The organism is Vibrio rhodolitus (assembly GCF_003350325.1).
In the GTDB taxonomy this organism is placed as follows: Bacteria; Pseudomonadota; Gammaproteobacteria; order Enterobacterales; family Vibrionaceae; genus Vibrio; species Vibrio rhodolitus.
The window spans coordinates 23977-42038 of the sequence record NZ_QLYZ01000028.1 but is presented as its reverse complement, the minus strand read 5'-3'; the positions used below and the strand labels follow the sequence as shown (position 1 = coordinate 42038).

Sequence of the window (18062 nt, the reverse complement as noted above, 5' to 3'; positions counted from 1 at the left end):
TTGTATCCATCACTCAGACCGAGGTCTTCAATACTGCTCAACAGTTTATCAAGAGCAGTTGAAAAGTGGAGATATAAAGCCATCCATGACCGATGGGTATGACTGCTACCAGAATGCGTTAGCAGAGAGAGTCAATGGGATACTAAAACAAGAGTTCCTACTCAATAGGTGTCAAGACATCAAAGAGCTCAACCAACTAGTAAAAGAGTCTATTAGTATCTATAACAATATGAGGCCACATCTTAGCCTCGGGATGAAAACCCCAAATGAGGTTCATGAAAAAAGCCAGCTGCTAACGCAGTTGGCTTAGCATAAAACTGTCAACGTATTTTAGGACGAGACAACAGCATAAGACTAAGTCTGCACATGCTGGGTCGGGGGCTGGGGTGCCAGTCCAATGGAATGCCAGTCCTCGGAAACCCGAACGTATCGAATTCCTCTTTACCGACCACTATACGAAGTCCTAGACTGGGTGCCCCCGACTAGCCGTCCCTGACAGATCGGTCTTATCTAATAAAACGTTAATTTATTGCCAATTGCTGGGCTGTCTATATACGTTCTTTTTCCCTCTCTTATGGCAAACATCTTTGTTCTTTGCCTTGTAGCTTATTTTTCTGTGCTGATCCCTCTGATAAGGCTTGGTAATAAAACTTTCTTTGCGATTTATTTTGGTTTGTTTTCCTGTTTGAACTTAATTCTATGGTTGTTAGCGTTGTATTTGTCGGGTTAAGTAAATTTTTGTTTTGTTTTTGTTAAATGACTATGTGTGAGTAATTATTCATAGAAAAATGCATGATGGTGATTTTTATCTGGAGTTGCTACGCATTTATCTACGTTTTAACTAAATAATTATGCATTAGCAGGATTATAACTTGCTTAAAATATGAGCAAAGGCAACTTTTTATACTGCTTTTGTTGCATTTGTGTGAAATATTTGCCAGATTGAAAGGCTTGTGAGTGCCAGAACAGCATACTGGTATTTGAATGGATTCAATTTTTCAGACAGGGCAGGGAACTGCCGCAGCAGTAGAGGTCTGGTAATGTCACTTTTAGAAGTTAAAAATCTTCGTATTGAGTATCCCTCACGTCATGGGGTACATGCCGCCGTGAAAGCATTGTCGTTCAATATTGAACGGGGTGAGATCGTGGGCGTGGTTGGTGAGTCAGGAGCCGGCAAATCAACCGTCGGCAATGCTGTCATCGATCTGCTCAGCCCTCCAGGTACGATTGCCGGAGGTGAAGTTTTCCTTGATGGTGAAAAGATCTCCGGTCTGTCACCGCAAAAAATGCGTCAAGTGCGTGGTTCTAAGATTGGGTTTATCTTTCAAGATCCCATGACCTCACTTAATCCGCTATTTACCGTTGAGCAGCAGTTAAAAGAGACCATTCATGCCAATATGAATGTGTCTGATGAAGAAGCGTATCAGCGCGCATTATCTCTCATGCAGCAAGTCGGTATTCCACAACCAGAGAACCGCCTTAAGCAGTATCCTCACCAGTTCTCTGGTGGTATGCGCCAGCGTGTGGTGATTGCGATTGCACTTGCCGGTGAACCCGATCTTATTATTGCTGACGAACCAACCACTGCGCTGGATGTATCAATCCAAGACCAAATCCTTAATCTGATTCGCGAGTTGTGCGTAAAGAACAACGTTGGCTGCATGTTGGTAACACACGATATGGGCGTGGTTTCAAATGTCACTGACCGAGTGGCAGTAATGTATCGTGGCGACTTAGTTGAGTTTGGTCCGACGGCAAAAGTGCTTGGCGATCCGGATCATTCCTATACTCGCAGTCTTATTTCGGCGGTGCCGCGTTCAGACGTCAAATTAAAACGTTTTCCATTGGTTAGTTATATCGAAGAAGCGACAGAGATGGAGCCGCTTGATATTAAGAATCACTGGTTAGGACAGAGTCAGGACCAGCGCGATTACACCGGGGCATTGCTAGAAGTTGAAAACGTAAACTTGCGTTTTGTGACTAAAGATTCGCTATTTGAAAGTCGCCGTGAATATGTCCAAGCGTCAAACAATGTCAGTTTTGAAGTACGTGAAGGCGAGACCTTTGGTCTGGTGGGTGAATCCGGTTCGGGTAAATCGACTATTGCACGTGTGATTGCAGGTTTGTATCAACCTAACGCTGGGCGAGTGACGTTTGAAGGGATTGATTTAACTTCTTTAAAATCCGAAAAAGAGCGTCGCCCAATGCGCCGTCAAATGCAGATGGTGTTTCAAAATCCATATACTTCGATGAATCCACGCATGAAAGTGTTCGATATCATCGCAGAACCGATTCGATTTCATAAGCTTACGCGCGATGAAACACAAACGCGACAGATCGTTAACGATCTTTTGGATCACGTTGGTTTGGGTGTTATGGCGGGAGTTAAATACCCGCACGAGTTCTCTGGCGGTCAGCGCCAACGTATTTCGATAGCGCGTGCTCTAGCAACACGCCCACGTCTTTTGATTTGTGATGAACCGACGTCAGCGTTAGATGTATCGGTGCAAGCACAAATTCTAAATCTCCTCAAAGACCTACAAGATGAGCTCAACCTGACCATGTTGTTTATCAGCCATGACTTGCCTGTGATTCGACAAATGTGCGATCGCGTTGGCGTGATGCAAATGGGAACCCTGTTAGAGGTCGCACCGACCGAGCAGTTATTTACCAACCCACAGCATGAGTACAGCAAGCAATTGATTTCATTAATGCCGGAATTTACTGGCTTACGAGAAGAAGTAAAAACGGCATAAGTCGTGAGTAGCTCTCGTTGAGCTATTTATTAGATGCAAACACAACAGTAAAGGGAATTTATCCCGCATAAGGAGTTATGCAAATGAGCATGAAAACGAAAATTGCATTAGCAGTGGCCGCAGTTGCTGCTGGTGGTATTTATCTTTCAATGCAATCGAAACAAGAGCCAGCCGTCGCTGAGCAAGAGCCTGCGGTTGTTGCGCCAGTTGCCGAAGAAGTTGCGATTAAAGTCGCTTATGACGCGGATCCTGTGTCACTTGACCCGCATGAGCAGCTATCTGGCGGTACGCTGCAACTGTCACACATGGTATTTGACCCACTAGTACGCTTTACCCAAGAGATGAAGTTCGAGCCACGTTTGGCGGAATCTTGGGAGCGTGTTGATAACGAAACCATGCGCTTTAACCTGCGTAAAGGCGTGAAGTTCCACTCGGGCAATGAACTGACAGCGGAAGATGTGGTTTGGACTTTCAACCGTTTGAAGAGCTCTCCAGACTTTAAAGGTATTTTTGGTCCACTAGTGTCACTAACCAAAGTGGATGATTACACGGTAGAAGTTAAGACTGATGGTACCTACCCACTGATTGAAAACGTGGCAACTTACATCTTCCCAATGGACAGTAAGTTTTACACCGGTAAGACCGAAGATGGCAAAGACAAAGCTGAATTGGTTAAACACGGTAACTCATTTGCATCAACCAACGCATCAGGTACTGGACCATTTATCATCACTTCACGTGAGCAAGGCGTTAAGGTGGAATTTGATCGCTTTGATGATTACTGGGATAAAGATGCCGGTAACGTAGATAAGATCACGCTAGTGCCAATCAAAGAAGACGCGACTCGTGTTGCAGCGCTGCTTTCTGGTGATGTGGACATGATTGCTCCAGTTTCTCCGAATGATTACAAGCGAATTAAGAGTGCCGACAGCGTTGATCTGTACACCATGCCTGGCACACGTGTTATCACTTTCCAAATGAACCAAAACAGTAACCCTGCGCTGAAAGATGTGCGTGTACGTCAAGCGATTGTCTACGCGATTAACAACGAAGGTATTGTTAAACAAATCATGAAAGGCGCAGCGACAGCAGCGGCTCAGCAAAGCCCTGTCGGTTATGCCGGTTATAACGAAGCGCTTAAGCCTCGCTTTGATTTAGAAAAAGCGAAGCAGCTAATGAAAGAGGCAGGCTATGAGGATGGCTTCTCGCTTAGCATGATGGCACCAAATAACCGTTATGTGAATGATGACAAGATTGCCCAAAGTGCTGCAGCAATGCTGTCAAAAATTGGCATTAAGGTTGATCTGAAAACCATGCCAAAAGCACAGTACTGGCCTGAGTTTGATAAGTGTGCAGCAGATATGCTGATGATTGGTTGGCACCCAGATACGGAAGATTCAGGTAACTTCACTGAGTTCCTAGCGATGACGCGCAATGCTGAAACGGGCAAAGGTCAGTACAACTGTGGTTACTACTCAAACCCAGAGGTGGACAAGCTAGTTGAAGCGTCGAACACAGAAACGGATCTGGTGAAACGTGGTGAGATGCTAAAACAAGTTGAAGCGACGCTCTATGATGAAGCGGCATTTGTCCCTCTACACTGGCAAGACCCGTCATGGGCGGCGAAGAGCAACGTAGAGATCCAGCCAATCATCAATGGTATGAACTTCCCTTACTTTGGTGACCTAGTAGTTAAGTAACCAGCGTGGATTTGGCTTAAGTGGTGTGGCGTAGTTTGGTTGAGCCAGGCTATGTCATGCTCTTCAGTGCCAGGAGTTCATTTTGGTGTCTTGCTTTCAGTCGGGCTTGGCACCTTTTATAGGCTGACTATCTAATTGCCCTGCAGCGCAGTTAGATTTCTATGGATAGTTAAAGGGGCAAGGAATGTTTTCGTTTCTGGTCAAGCGCCTGTTTCAGGCACTGATAGTGATGTTTGTGATCAGTTTAGTGGCGTTTGCCATTCAAGATAACTTGGGTGATCCGCTACGTGAGCTTGTTGGTCAATCGGTTTCCGAATCCGAACGTCAAGCTTTACGTGATGAGCTCGGCTTGAATGATCCCTTCATTACAAAATACACCCGCTTTGTTGGCAATGCTCTGCAAGGCGATTTAGGCACATCCTATTTCTTCAAACGTCCTGCCGCAGAAGTGATTCTGGATAAGTTAGTACCCACTCTCGAGTTAGTGCTTGGTGCGACGTTAATTATTATTGTTTTTTCTATTCCTTTGGGTGTCTACTCAGCGATTCACCCCAAAAGCGTCTTTACCAAAATCGTGATGGCGATGAGTAGTGTCGGCATATCGATCCCGGTGTTCTTAACCGCGATTATGCTGATGTATGTGTTCTCGATTGAGCTGGGTTGGTTGCCATCTTACGGGCGCGGTGATACCGCCAATGTGCTCGGTTGGGAGTCGGGCTATTTCACTCTAGATGGGCTTTCTCATTTAGTGCTGCCATGTATCTCTCTGGCTTCGATTATGTTGCCACTGTTTATTCGTCTAGTGCGCTCTGAAATGCTTGAAGTGCTGAGCTCGGAATACATTAAATTCGCGAAAGCCAAAGGGCTTAATCTGAAAAAGATTTACTACCAACATGCCTTAAAGAACACCATGCTACCTGTGCTTACGGTGGGCGGCGTTCAAATCGGTACTATGGTGGCTTATACCATTTTAACCGAGACGGTATTCCAATGGCCAGGTATGGGTTTTTTGTTCCTTGAAGCGATCAACCGTGTTGATACACCGCTAATCACCGCTTACGTTATTTTTGTTGGCTTAATCTTTGTTGTGACCAATACGATAGTGGATTTGCTTTACGGCTTAATTAACCCAACAGTCAACTTAACCGGCAAAGGAGCCTAATCATGGAACAGACAGTGGCAGCTCCTTCTCGTTGGGAGCGATTCAAGCAATCGGATTTTCTTTACTATTTCTTACGCGACAAAGTGGCAATGTTCAGCTTTGCCATCTTTATGATGTTTTTGCTGTTGGCGTTAGCGGCACCGATTCTTTCGCCAACCGATCCATACGATCTGAGTTCGATTGATATTATGGACTCCGAGTTACCGCCATCTTGGATGGAAGAGGGCGATGAGCGCTTCTTATTAGGCACGGATGAGCAAGGGCGCGATATTCTTTCTACTATTCTGTATGGCTCTCGTTTATCACTGACTATTGGCTTTTTAGCCGTAGGTTTGCAGTTGATTCTGGGTATCGTGATTGGTTTATCAGCGGGCTATTTTGGCGGGCGCATTGATAGCTTTTTAATGCGTTTTGCGGATGTGCAGTTATCGTTTTCAACCATGATGGTGGCGATTATTGTCTCGGCAATCTTCAAAGCCAGTTTCGGCAGTGAGTTCTACAGCCAATATGCGGTAGTAATGCTGGTGGTGATTATAGGTATTGCGGAGTGGCCGCAATATGCACGTACTATTCGCGCTTCGGTATTGGCAGAGAAAAAGAAAGAGTATGTGGAAGCGGCGCGCGTGATGGGCTTTAAAGCACCGCGAATCATGTTCCGTCATATTCTACCAAACTGTCTCTCGCCTATTTTGGTTATCTCTACCGTGCAAGTGGCAAACGCGATTATGTCTGAGGCGGCACTTTCGTTTTTAGGTTTGGGTCTACCGGTAGACCAACCATCGCTTGGTGCTTTGATTAGTATTGGCTTTAACTACATCTTCTCGGGTGCATGGTGGATTACTGCCTTCCCCGGCATTGTGTTGGTTACGCTCGTTTTGGTGATTAATTTGCTGGGTGACTGGTTAAGGGATGTATTCAACCCGAAACTGTATAAAGGTTAAGCCTAATTTATCGAATACAAGCCGCGTTATAACGCGGCTTTTTCGTCTCTGCAGTTTGGCTGTTTGTTTATGCAATCTTTGTTTTTGCCAAGTTATTTCGTGATTTGCAGGAAATTATTGTTTCATAGGCGGTTTGGCAATGTGTTAGAGCATCTTGAGAAACGCTATCGCAGTTTAGTTAGTGAACGAGGGTCTAAACTAAAACAGAGTTGCTTCATCCTAGTAGCAGAAGTGACTTGGTGAGTTTGGCTTGGTTTATCTTGCGGATGATTTCTTATGCAAGCTTGATGTTCGTGGAGAGAATTTATATGAAGCAACAGCGTAGCAGACGAACGTTGTCTTATGTGTCGGTGACAGCAATCATCGCGTTGTATTTTGCGATGGTACTGAACTTACCTATCTATAAAGAACTGACGGCGATTTTTGACCAGATGGAGCAAGTAAATCTAGGCTTTATTATTTCGATTCCGTTTTTCTTTTTTGCGGCACTAAATTTTATCTTTAACTTATTCAGTTGGCCTTACCTAACCAAACCTTTTTTTATCGTCCTTTTAGTCTGCTCTGCCTTGGTCAGCTACGCCGGATTTAATTACGGTACTATTTTTGATGCCAACATGATCACCAATATCATGCAAACCGATAGCGGCGAAGCGAGCGCTTACTTAAGTGTTTATTCATTGGTCTGGTTTAGCGTGCTCGGGCTCGTACCTGCATGCCTACTCGCCGTCACCTCACTTAAATCGCAATCTTGGTTGAGGTTACTCGCGACAAAGTTAGTTTCGATGTTGGTCTCGCTATTGGTAATTGTGCTGATTGCGGGTCTTTATTATCAAGACTATGCCTCTGTGGGTCGCAACCATAGCTATCTAAAACGCATGATAGTGCCGACTCAATTTGTTGCTGCAACGGCGAAGTACATCAATCAGACCTATTTTTATACGCCTATCCCGTATAAAGAGCTGGGGCTGGATGCAAGACAAAGCGACAAGGCATTAGAGCAAGCGAAGACCAAACCAACACTGTTGGTGCTGGTGGTTGGAGAAACCGCGCGTTCACAAAACTATCAGCTTAACGGCTATCCTAGAGCGACCAATCCTTATACTGAAAAGTTGGGTGTGGTGTCATTTCAAGACGTGCGATCTTGTGGTACTGCAACAGCAGTATCCCTGCCTTGTATGTTTTCCTTACTCACTCACGATAATTACGACCATGATGTCGCGGTGAATCAAGATAACGTGATCGATATTCTTAAACGCGCAGGGATCAGCATGGTGTGGGAAGACGATGATGGCGGGGATAAAACAGTCGCCAGTCATATCGAGAAGCAGATGATGAACCGACAAAATGTTGATGCGAACTGTGATGGCAATACTTGTTATGACATGGTGTTGTTGGATGATTTTGCCCGCAATGTGGACAAGTTATCAGGCAACCGAATGCTGGCTCTACACTTAATTGGCAGCCATGGTCCTACATACTACAAGCGCTATCCCAAAGAGATGGCGTTCTTCCAACCCGATTGCCCGCGTGCAGACATTGAAAACTGTAGTGAAGAGCAGATCATCAATAGTTACGATAATAGTATTCGCTATACCGATTTTGTATTAAGTCGGTTGATTGAACGCTTAGTTAAGCTTGAAGATAAATACAACACCGCGCTTATTTATCTTTCGGATCATGGTGAATCTTTAGGAGAGGATGGACTGTTTCTCCACGGTGCGCCTTATGCAATAGCGCCGAAGTATCAAACTCATGTGCCGCTAATTGTGTGGATGTCACCAGGTTTTCAAGCGACGAAAAACATCGATATAGATTGCTTGCAGCAACAAGCGACACTAAAAGAAACACACTCACACGATAATTTGTTCCATTCATTACTGGGAGCGTTCGATGTGAAGACACAGGTTTACCAACCAAAGTTAGATATATTCTCTCGCTGTAGAGTAAATAATTAGTTATTTAGGTCTGAAATAGTGATCTAAGCCTAAGATTTATACTGAACAATCTCTCTACACTAGAAGCCGCTTTAATAAACGGCTTCATTTTTGCATCCACATTTTCTCAACGCTGTCTTGCTTATCCTATACGACGCAGTGCTAATTGAAACAGCATCTATGGTGGAGGTGTGAATCGTGATAAAAAGAGACGTTTTTTCAGATTGTTGCTCTAGTTTGAGCACGCTTCTTTTGCGTAGTCACCCACACCAAAAACAGAATAACAAAGGTCGAACAACCAATATGGATATCAAATTGTCGCTACTCTCTGCTGCACGAGTCAAGTTACTGACACTGGCTACATTAGGTGGAATAAGCATGATGCAACCAGTGAGCGCGCAAGAGTTTCTTTGTGATGCCACTCAAGCCTCAGCTCAAGAATTACCTTTACTCTCAGCTTCTTGCCCGATTGGTCAAGGCTTGTGGGGTAAACAGCAGCCAAAAGGGGATGAGTCGACTTTTTGGATTCAGTGTGGGGTGTTATCTAAGCCTTTATCGGTCAAAGAAGCCAAGTTAATCTATCCGCATATCTCCACCGATGTTTGGGCAAAAATTGAAGGCAAAAACGCCCGATGTTTGATTGGCCCATATCAGAACTTCTCAGAGGCGAGTAAAGATCTCCTCGCGGTGAAAAAACTTAAACCTTACCAGCAGGCATTTATTCGTGAAGTGGTCAAAGGTGCGCCGCCACAGAGTAAAGTACTGCCACCTCAGCCAAAACCAAAAGCGAACGCTCAACCTTTGCCAGTGAAAACGGCAGCGACTCGCCAGTCAACCACCATCTTGCCACCCGCAAAAGTGACAAAACCTGCCGAGATCAAAGCAGCTCCTGTGGCAGCCAAACCAGTACCTGTCGAGATGGAAATTTCCGTTCGTCGTGAGATCAGAGTCGGCGACTTACATTTTAAAGTGCCTTACCTGCCGTTTAGTGACGACCAATTCTATATGGAATATGACAAGCCATGGAGTCGTGTGGATTTTGCGAAGGCAACTAAAGTTTGCCACGCATTAGATATGGAAGTGCCAAGCCCAGCAGAATGGCAAACCTTACTCGAAGCCGATGTGATGAAGAGCCATCAATGGCCAATGCATCTACCATATTGGGGCTCTGACAATGCGGCTTTGTTTACCAGCGGGAAAGTGACCATCACCTCAGGTAAGTCTCTGCTCAATGTAATGTGTGTGGGGTAAGAGTGGCTTATTGGACTGCCGCTCTATCCCTGCTGTATATAATTGATATCTATATCAATTTATGACTCTGTTCACAAAAGAAAAATAAATCAAGGAAAGCGTTTATTTTTCATTCACTTATGCTCTTTGTTTCTGTTGTAGGGTTTTTCTTACGCGATTAATATCCGTGCCGCACATTTGGTTTTGGAACCGGTGTCACATAAAGATAATAATCAGTGGTTAGAAAACAATGGAAATGAAAACAACAATTTTGGCAACTGCGGTTGCTTTAGCGTTAGTTGGCTGTGGCAACAATAGCAATGATTCAAAAAATAGCGATTTGGCTGAAAAACCTGTTATTGCCATCCCAGAGCAAGGTAAATTTATTGATGCCAAAGTAGAGGGGTTATATTTCGTTAAGGGAGAATTGAGTAACACAGGAAGTTTTACTGATGAAGAAGGTACATTTTCAATTGATCAAGATAATCCCAATGTAACATTTATTCTCGGTAATCAAGCCGGAGGACTAGTGTTGGGGAGTTCTTCAGGTCGTCATGTTGTGACTCCTTATGAAACCGTAGGAACTCATGATAGGGTTGTTAACTTGGCTCGTTTACTGTTGACTATTAACGCCAATACTTCCTTAAGTAACCCCTCTATTATTATTCCAGAAGCGGTTCGTAGCCCAGACTCAGCTATGGTTGCATTATTGTCAAAGATCCAACTCGATGATTTTAATAGCGCTTCTGGTAAAGGTGCTGTTGAGGATTTATTAAAGGCAATTGACAATAGTTGGACGATTGATGACTTAGTGAATGAGGATGAGGCGCTTACTCATTTTGAATCGGAGGGTTCGTTCGGTACTTTAACTAATCGTGGTTCAAATGTGCTACTTACACATTGGTCTAAAGGTTCAAACTGGACTTTTGTTGAGCGATCTTCAAAGCAACGCGTAAGGTATAATGGTACAGATTTTAAATACATCATGCATATGGATCGTACATTAGGTGAAGATCTTTTTACCCAAGTTACTGGTTTGTCGGCAATGTATTTTAAGTCAACGCAAGCTGCATTATTGGAACTAACGGGTTCAAATGATGGTTCTGTGACAGGTAATAAGATGGCAGAGTACCTGAGTTGTCAAGAGTCAGGTGGTGTACCTGATATTGAAAGACAAACTGATGGTACTTCGATAGTAACTTGCGATGGTGAAGATTTTAACCAACCAATTTCTGATTCGTTTACAGATCTTTTGAGCCCAGGTGGTCATTTTGAATATAGCTTTGTGAACCCAGTTTCTACCTTGACGGAAGAAAAGTCCCATCCTTGGAGTGATATGACGGAGTTCGGTGGTGTTTACGAGTGTATGGCTGCATCTTCCTGTTCTGAGCAGGCTATGACGAAATATGAAAAAATTCGTCGAAATGATGCTAATGAGGGGGAGTCTCCTCAAATGCAGAGTGAAATTACATCAGGTTCATACGACCCAATTACAGATGTTTATACTCAAGTACGCCGCAAACATGAGGAGTGGACTGGTTATGTATCTGAATCAATTAATTTTATTTACCCGGTAGAAAGCAAGGGTACTGATCGTTATGTTGATTTTATGGGTACGTGGACGATGACTAAAAAAGATGGGGCTTCGGTAGAAAGTAAAGAGTGGCAGTTTACTGAAACGGGTGTAATTATTGATGCTCTTGAGACATCTTATACAGAGTTTGCACAGATGGATTTTTGGTGGTTTGGTACTAACGAGGCTGGTGACTCTAAAGCGACGCTTGATCAGCTAAACACAACAATTCGATGGGATGACAAAGGAAACATCAAAGTTAATCGCTTTAGCTATATTCCTGCGGGTAAAAACTGGGATAAAGGCGTTTTGACTATCGATACTTTAAACCCTTCCGATGGAAGTAAGATTTCTAGTGTGACTCTTCAAAAGAACATCTAATTTATCACGTGTGGAATCACTAGAGACTCCGAAGCCAGTCGTATACACGACTGGCTTTTTTATTGTCAGATTACTGGGCAATATTGGGTAAGTTCAATTCAACCGTCGTCCACTCGCCATGACCATGATGGTGATCCTGCACATCAATAGACATGGTGCCACCGATTGCACTATCAGTTGGGGTACCAGAAAGGGTAATGGTTGAATGGTCACTCGAGTAAGCTACGTCGATACCTCTTTCCAAGTAGGCATAGGTTAAGCGTGGTCGAGTGCCAAATTTAAGTGTATCACCTTCAGGATCGGTAAATAGATTACCAATGTCTAAGGTCATATTGCTGATCGGAGTGCCTACTTTAAAGCTCCAATTGCTATCGATCTGTGCCTGTAGAGAAGCAGTTAGAGCTGTATTCGCGCTTGGCAGTTGGTTATTGCCTGAGGTTCGTACCTTAGTGGTGAAAATAGCTTGGCTGGCCCCAACTTGTAAGCCATTGGCATCGAGGTCATTAGCTTGTAGTTGGATTCGATAATCACCCGTAAGTAAATTGTTACTATTTGGGGTGATTTCTATTGCGCTAGATACCAGAATGAAGTTCAGTCCTGCGGCAGCAAGTTCTGCACTATTGGTAATGGTCACGGCAATCGCGCCAGCTTGATCGGCATCGCTAAAAAGCTCAACCAAGTGACCATCGACATCTTTGTTTAAGGGAATTGTGGTACCTGAAAAGTTTTCATCAATGATGAGGGCTGCAAGTGTATTGTCGACATCGTTGGCAACGCTTTGGTTGGTCACAAGTCGATGATTGACTTTATTGGACAGGCTATTGTCATTGGCAATCTCGATAGTAGGAATATAGTTTTTGTCCTCAATATCTAAACTATTGTCACTGACAATTTCATCCACTAGTTGCTGCGCTTTAGTAATTACATTGAGGCGATTTTGTGCGTAGTCATCCACACTATTATTGCCTTTGGTTTCAGTGAGGATCTGCGCGAGTTTATGTAGCTCGGCATCTGCCTCATTACCGTCTAAATAATTACTGTAGGGGGAAATGTTTTTGCCAAGTGCATTATTTATATTTTCGATTGCTTGACTCTCAGTGGCACCGGCTGCCATCTCTAACACCACTAGATCAGTTAAAGGCGAGAGGGTATTGGATGAGGCTGGTGTTTTTAGCACAAGCTCATAAGTTATAGGCTGAGCAGGGCGGTCCATATCAATGGTGTAGACATTGCTATATTCAGGGTGATCGTTGGCTAGCTGTTGTTGCACCAGACCATTAGGTGTCAGAGTTTGCACGGCAATCACACCATCAGGGCGACTATCTAATGTTAACTGCCCTGAGCCATTGGTTAAGCCAAGAATGCGTTCACCACTATTCCACTGACTATCATTATTTTGATCAATAAAGACCAGCGCATTACTCAAGTAACCATCGAAAGCCGTTAGAGTCACGCTGTTTGCGCTAGCGTTGTTACTGTCGCTATCACCGCCACATCCAACCAACCCAAGCAGTACTGACGCTGCAAGTAAACTTTGCTTATTCATTGTTAGATTATCCCTTTCAAACCATTCGCTATCTGGCGTAGGGTGACAGTATGTCGAGGTGCTCACGAGCGCTGTAGGGACGTTAGGAAAATAAAAAACCGCAAAATAATTTGCGGTTTTTTTATTGCGATAAATGGAGAAGAGTTAACTAGCTCACCCCTTTGAAGCGTGCAACATCTTCGGTGAGGCTTTGCATTGAACTGGATATGGAGTTGCAAGCTTCGCGACTGTTGGCAAGCAACACTTCTCGTTGCTGTCCTTGTTCAGCAATATTTTCGATATGGCTACTAATGTCGTTGAGGCTATCGCTGCTCGAACGCGTCTCTTGCGCAATTTTGGCATTCATATCAAACAGTTTTACTAACTCGGTCCTTAACTCGGCAAGGGACTCCGACGCTTGGTTTTGCTCTGTTAGGCTGCTTTCGCTGCTTTGGTGAATATACGACATCTGTTCAGTGACATTGGCGGCAGCGGACATCAAGCTGTTGATGATTTCTTGGATCTCGGTGGTGGAGTCATGGGTGCGTTGAGAAAGGTTTCGTACTTCATCGGCAACTACCGCAAAACCGCGACCATGCTCACCAGCTCGCGCTGCTTCAATTGCTGCGTTAAGGGCGAGCAAATTGGTTTGCTCTGAAATAGCACTGATCACCTCAAGCACTTTCAAAATACGATCTGTATGGGTATTTAAATCATTCAGATCTTGCTGGCTTTTTTCCATATTGGCTTGTAGAGCTTGAGTACTATTGACGCTGCTGCTCATGATATTTTCTGTCTGTGCGAGAGAGGTTTGCCCATGTTCAGATACGGCTTTGATCTCATCGCAAAAAACGGCGAGTCCGTCTAAGGCAACATTGATTTGGTGCGTGGTGGCAGCGATATTGTCCAATGAGTCCTGTTGCTCTTGCGAAGCGCGATTGACCTGCTCAGAGTTGCTCTTAAGGGTATAGGCAGCTTGCGTCGAACTATCTGTGGTTTGTTTTACCTGTTGCATCGCATCACGCAAGCAATCAAGAAAATGGTTAAATTGTTTTGCTACTTCGCCAATTTCTGCATTGTCATCTACATCCACATGTTTGCCTAAATGAAGCTGAGTTGCGGTGTGCTCAATACCTTCAGTTAGTTGGCGCAGAGGTCTGACTAAAGCATTCACCAGCCAATACATCACCATGATAGCGATAGCGCCAACCACGAGCGCAACCATGAGCGTTTTCCATGCCATGGTTTTGATTGGTGCCATAAGTTCAGAGGTTGGTGTTTCTAAGATCACGAAGCGTTTGATTTCTGGTACCCATTTGGTGGCGATAAACAGCTCAGTGCCATTAATGACGCGCGTGGTGATTTGATAATCTTGTTCTTTGTCGAGCAAACCCGCGAACGCTTGGCTACTTACTTCATCAGTGATAACCGTGCCCGGAGGTTGAACATCGAGGTTACCAAACTCGTCGACTAACATGGCTTTACCACTTTTGCCGATAGACTGAGCTTCGACCAGCTCGACCATATTATTGACGTTTACACCAAGTCCGGCAACGACAAAAGGTTCGGCTACATCACTTTTCAGTTGGCGGCTACGGTAGTTAATAAACATAAACTTATTGCCACTGACTTCATCCAAGTTGAGCTCATAGGTTTGATTGGTGGCGACAAAATCTTGGTAGAAATGACCATTTTGATAGTCTTGCAGCAACATGCGCTCAAACTCCCCACCTGCCTCGACAAAGTATTCTTGCCCATAAGCACTTTCTGCACTCAAGAAGAGAATGTCCGCGTTGGATAAGGTTTTGATGTGGTTAAAGCTATTTTGGATTGGCGTTGCATCTGCGACGAGATAGGGGGAGTTCAACCATTTGGCAACTTCAAGAGATTCGGTTAGTGCTTGCGCGTGGTTTATAGATGGCAGCAGTGAATTGGTAATTTTTGCACCTAAGCTATCTAAGTGCGAAGGGATGGTCTCGCGTAATAAGGTTTGTTTTTGCTGTTTAAAGTCATGACTCGCTAGGTAAAGCGATACACTGGCGATGCTGATTAAAGTCAGCAAAGAGAACGTGACAAAGATCCGGGTTCGAATAGATAGGTGGCTCCAATTGCGCATATAGCTCTCCCAAAAAGTCCATTTCTGCACTTGGTCATAATTTGATTATTTAACTAGATGCACATTAGTTTAGAAATGGAATAGGGTGCTGAATATGACAAGTTGGAAGTTTAAAAGAGATACTTGAGTTGACTCGCATCCCATGGTCGGATAAGTCAGACGGTTTCACAAAGATTGCGTGTGGCTAAGTGTTTGGTTTTATTGTGATAATTATATCTATAGAGAAAGTAAACATTAAAAAAGCCATGCTTTTATAAATAAAAACATGGCTTTATAAGTTATTAACGCATTCTTTTTAATTAACGCATCGTAACGAATTCTTCTGAACCCGTTGGGTGGATAGCGACTACTGAGTCGAAATCTGCTTTGGTTGCGCCCATCTTCATTGCAACGCCAAAGCCTTGGATCATCTCATCCACTGCAAAGCCAATACCGTGCAGACCGACAACTTTTTCATCTTCGCCAGCACACACAAGTTTCATTTTGCATGGTTGACGGTGTTGGGTTACTGCGGTGTACATAGCGGTAAAGCCAGAGGTGTAAACCTTAACGTTCTCTTCGCCGTATTGAGCAATCGCTTCAGGTTCCGTTAGACCAATGGTGCCAATCGGTGGGTGGCTGAATACCACTGTTGGGACTAGCGCGTAGTCCATTTTTGCGTTTGGCTTGTTGTTGAATAGACGCTCAGAAAGCTGACGACCCGCTTTAACTGCAACCGGTGTAAGTTCGATACCGCCTTCCATTATGTCACCAACACAGTAGATGCCAGGTACGTTGGTTGCTTGATACTCATCTACTTTGATGTAGCCACGTTCGTTGATTGCTACACCCGTCGCGCTTAGGTTGATCGCATCGGTTGCAGGGTGACGACCAATTGCCCAAATGAGCTGGTCAACATTTTGGCTCTCACCGTTTTCTAGATGCAGCGTTAGGCTGCCGTCCGCTTCTTTAACCACTTCTTTTGGTACAGAGTGGGTATGCAGCGTTGGACCTTCTGCGTTCATCACTTCTACCAATGTTTCGATGATCATTGGATCAAAACTACGTAGTGGTGATTCTTTACGGCAGAATAGGTGCGTATCAGTGCCAAGTGCACTCAGTACACCCGCAATCTCAACTGCGATGTAACCTGCACCAACCACAGCAACGCGGTTTGGTTGCTTTGCTAGGTCAAAGAAACCGTTTGAATCAATGCCGTATTCCGCGCCTGGGATGTTTGGAATCGTAGGACGACCACCGACTGCGATAAGGATGTGATCAGCCGTGTATAGCTCGCCATCCACTTCGACTGTTTTCTCATCAACAAACTTAGCAAAACCTTTGATAACGTTTACTTTGTTGTTGCCAAGCACACGGTCATAAGATTGGTGGATACGACCAATGTAAGCCTGACGGCTTTCCACCAGTTTGCCCCAGTCGAAGCCTTTTACGTCTACATCAAAACCGTAATCTGGAGCGTATAGGTTCATCGCTTCAGCGATTTGCGCGCCATGCCACATCACTTTCTTTGGTACACAACCTACGTTTACACACGTACCGCCAAGGTCTTTTGCTTCAATCAGAGCTACCTTAGCGCCATACATTGCTGCACGGTTTGCTGATGCGATGCCGCCGCTGCCGCCGCCGATACAGATATAGTCAAAATGAGTCGCCATTACTTTCTCCAAGAGCTTATTAATTTTGTCTGACAACAGTTACATTGGGGTGGTGGGTTATAAACTCAACATCACCATATCAACTGCTATCCATCCTATGTTGCTATCATAAATCGAGTCTAGCAATTTGCTAAATGGGAAAAAGTGATATTGCTTATGACAAATAGCGATGAGAGTCATATAAAGGGGAATAAGCGGATAAAAAAACGCAGCGAAAAGAGTCGCTGCGTTCTAAAGATAATGGGATTATTCCGGCACAATCCAGTCGACTTTCCAGTGACCTGTTGCCGGTGCAATCGCTTCTTGCAGGAATGGCAAGATTTCTTGCATTTGGCTCTCTAGCTTCCAAGGTGGGTTAATTACAATCATGCCCGATGCCGTCATGCCACGCTCATTGGTATCCGGAGATACGCCCAGTTCAATTTGCAGGATCTTGCGAATGCCAAGCCCTTCTAAGCCTTCAATCATATCTTCGATATCACAGCGATTCACCACTGGGTACCAAATTGCGTAAATACCTGTTGCCCAGCGTTTATGACTTTGATAAATCGCTTGAACCACATCGCGATACTCTTTCGCGAGCTCATACGGTGGATCAATCAGCACTAAACCGCGGCGTTCTTGTGGTGGCAAGCTTGCCTTAAGACGCTTAAAGCCATCTTCTTTGTATATGCTGACTTGGCGATCGCGTTCGAACTCTTGTTCAAGTAGTGGGTGATCACTCGGGTGAAGCTCGGTTAACACCATACGGTCTTGTGGGCGGATTTGCGCACGCGCTACACGTGGTGAGCCTGGGTAGTAACGCAGAGTTTCACCGTTATTGAGGGTTTTGATCGACTCAATGTAGCTTTTGATATCTTCAGGGATATTTGGGTTGTCCCAAATACGTGCGATACCTTGTTTGTATTCGCCGGTTTTTTCTGACCATTCGTGGGTTAGGTCATAGCGACCCACACCCGAGTGGGTATCGTGGTAAACAAAAGGCTTATCTTTTTGCTTTAAGGCATCAAGGATAAGGCTTTGCACAATGTGCTTAACAACATCGGCATGGTTGCCAGCGTGAAAACTGTGACGATAACTCAGCAAGGG

The 18062-nt window shown here is 44.5% G+C and carries 12 protein-coding genes; 8 read left to right on the top strand and 4 right to left on the bottom strand.

Going from position 1 to position 18062, the window contains the following annotated elements:
- The 8 genes from DPF93_RS19680 to DPF93_RS19645 form a co-directional block, all read left to right on the top strand.
- Positions 1–310 (top strand): integrase core domain-containing protein (locus tag DPF93_RS19680; RefSeq protein WP_164675402.1); only part of this gene is annotated, 310 nt, incomplete at its 5' end.
- A 730-nt stretch (positions 311–1040) separates the two neighbouring features.
- Positions 1041–2756, top strand: a complete 1716-nt coding sequence (locus DPF93_RS19675; RefSeq protein ID WP_114767737.1) for a dipeptide ABC transporter ATP-binding protein — start codon at positions 1041–1043, stop codon at positions 2754–2756.
- An 89-nt stretch (positions 2757–2845) separates the two neighbouring features.
- Entirely contained in the window at positions 2846–4456 is a 1611-nt protein-coding gene (locus tag DPF93_RS19670) for an ABC transporter substrate-binding protein (RefSeq protein WP_425275315.1), read from the top strand.
- Positions 4457–4640: 184 nt separating this feature from the next.
- Entirely contained in the window at positions 4641–5618 is a 978-nt protein-coding gene (locus DPF93_RS19665; RefSeq protein WP_114767736.1) for an ABC transporter permease, read from the top strand.
- A 2-nt stretch (positions 5619–5620) separates the two neighbouring features.
- Positions 5621–6559 (top strand): ABC transporter permease, encoded by a 939-nt coding sequence (locus DPF93_RS19660; protein ID WP_114767735.1) that lies wholly within the window; start codon positions 5621–5623, stop codon positions 6557–6559.
- Between the two features lie 308 nt (positions 6560–6867).
- Complete coding sequence (locus DPF93_RS19655) at positions 6868–8514, top strand: phosphoethanolamine transferase (protein ID WP_114767734.1); 1647 nt, start codon at positions 6868–6870, stop codon at positions 8512–8514.
- Positions 8515–8796: 282 nt separating this feature from the next.
- The gene (locus DPF93_RS19650) at positions 8797–9744 is read left to right on the top strand and encodes an SPOR domain-containing protein (RefSeq protein WP_114767738.1); all 948 of its coding nucleotides are present in this window, start codon (positions 8797–8799) and stop codon (positions 9742–9744) included.
- 229 nt (positions 9745–9973) lie between these two features.
- Positions 9974–11677, top strand: a complete 1704-nt coding sequence (locus tag DPF93_RS19645; protein ID WP_114767733.1) for a chromosome partitioning protein ParA — start codon at positions 9974–9976, stop codon at positions 11675–11677.
- A gap of 70 nt (positions 11678–11747) precedes the next feature.
- Here DPF93_RS19645 and DPF93_RS19640 read toward each other — a convergent pair whose 3' ends face one another.
- The 4 genes from DPF93_RS19640 to DPF93_RS19625 all read right to left on the bottom strand — a co-directional run bounded on the left by DPF93_RS19640 (position 11748) and on the right by DPF93_RS19625 (position 18059).
- Positions 11748–13223: a hypothetical protein gene (locus DPF93_RS19640; RefSeq protein WP_114767732.1), complete on the bottom strand. Its 1476-nt coding sequence runs from the start codon at positions 13221–13223 to the stop codon at positions 11748–11750.
- A 148-nt stretch (positions 13224–13371) separates the two neighbouring features.
- Positions 13372–15318 (bottom strand): methyl-accepting chemotaxis protein, encoded by a 1947-nt coding sequence (locus tag DPF93_RS19635; RefSeq protein WP_114767731.1) that lies wholly within the window; start codon positions 15316–15318, stop codon positions 13372–13374.
- Between the two features lie 299 nt (positions 15319–15617).
- Complete coding sequence (gene gorA / locus DPF93_RS19630; protein ID WP_114767730.1) at positions 15618–16973, bottom strand: glutathione-disulfide reductase; 1356 nt, start codon at positions 16971–16973, stop codon at positions 15618–15620.
- A gap of 246 nt (positions 16974–17219) precedes the next feature.
- Complete coding sequence (locus DPF93_RS19625) at positions 17220–18059, bottom strand: 23S rRNA (adenine(2030)-N(6))-methyltransferase RlmJ (RefSeq protein WP_075647765.1); 840 nt, start codon at positions 18057–18059, stop codon at positions 17220–17222.
- Positions 18060–18062 lie beyond the last annotated feature (3 nt).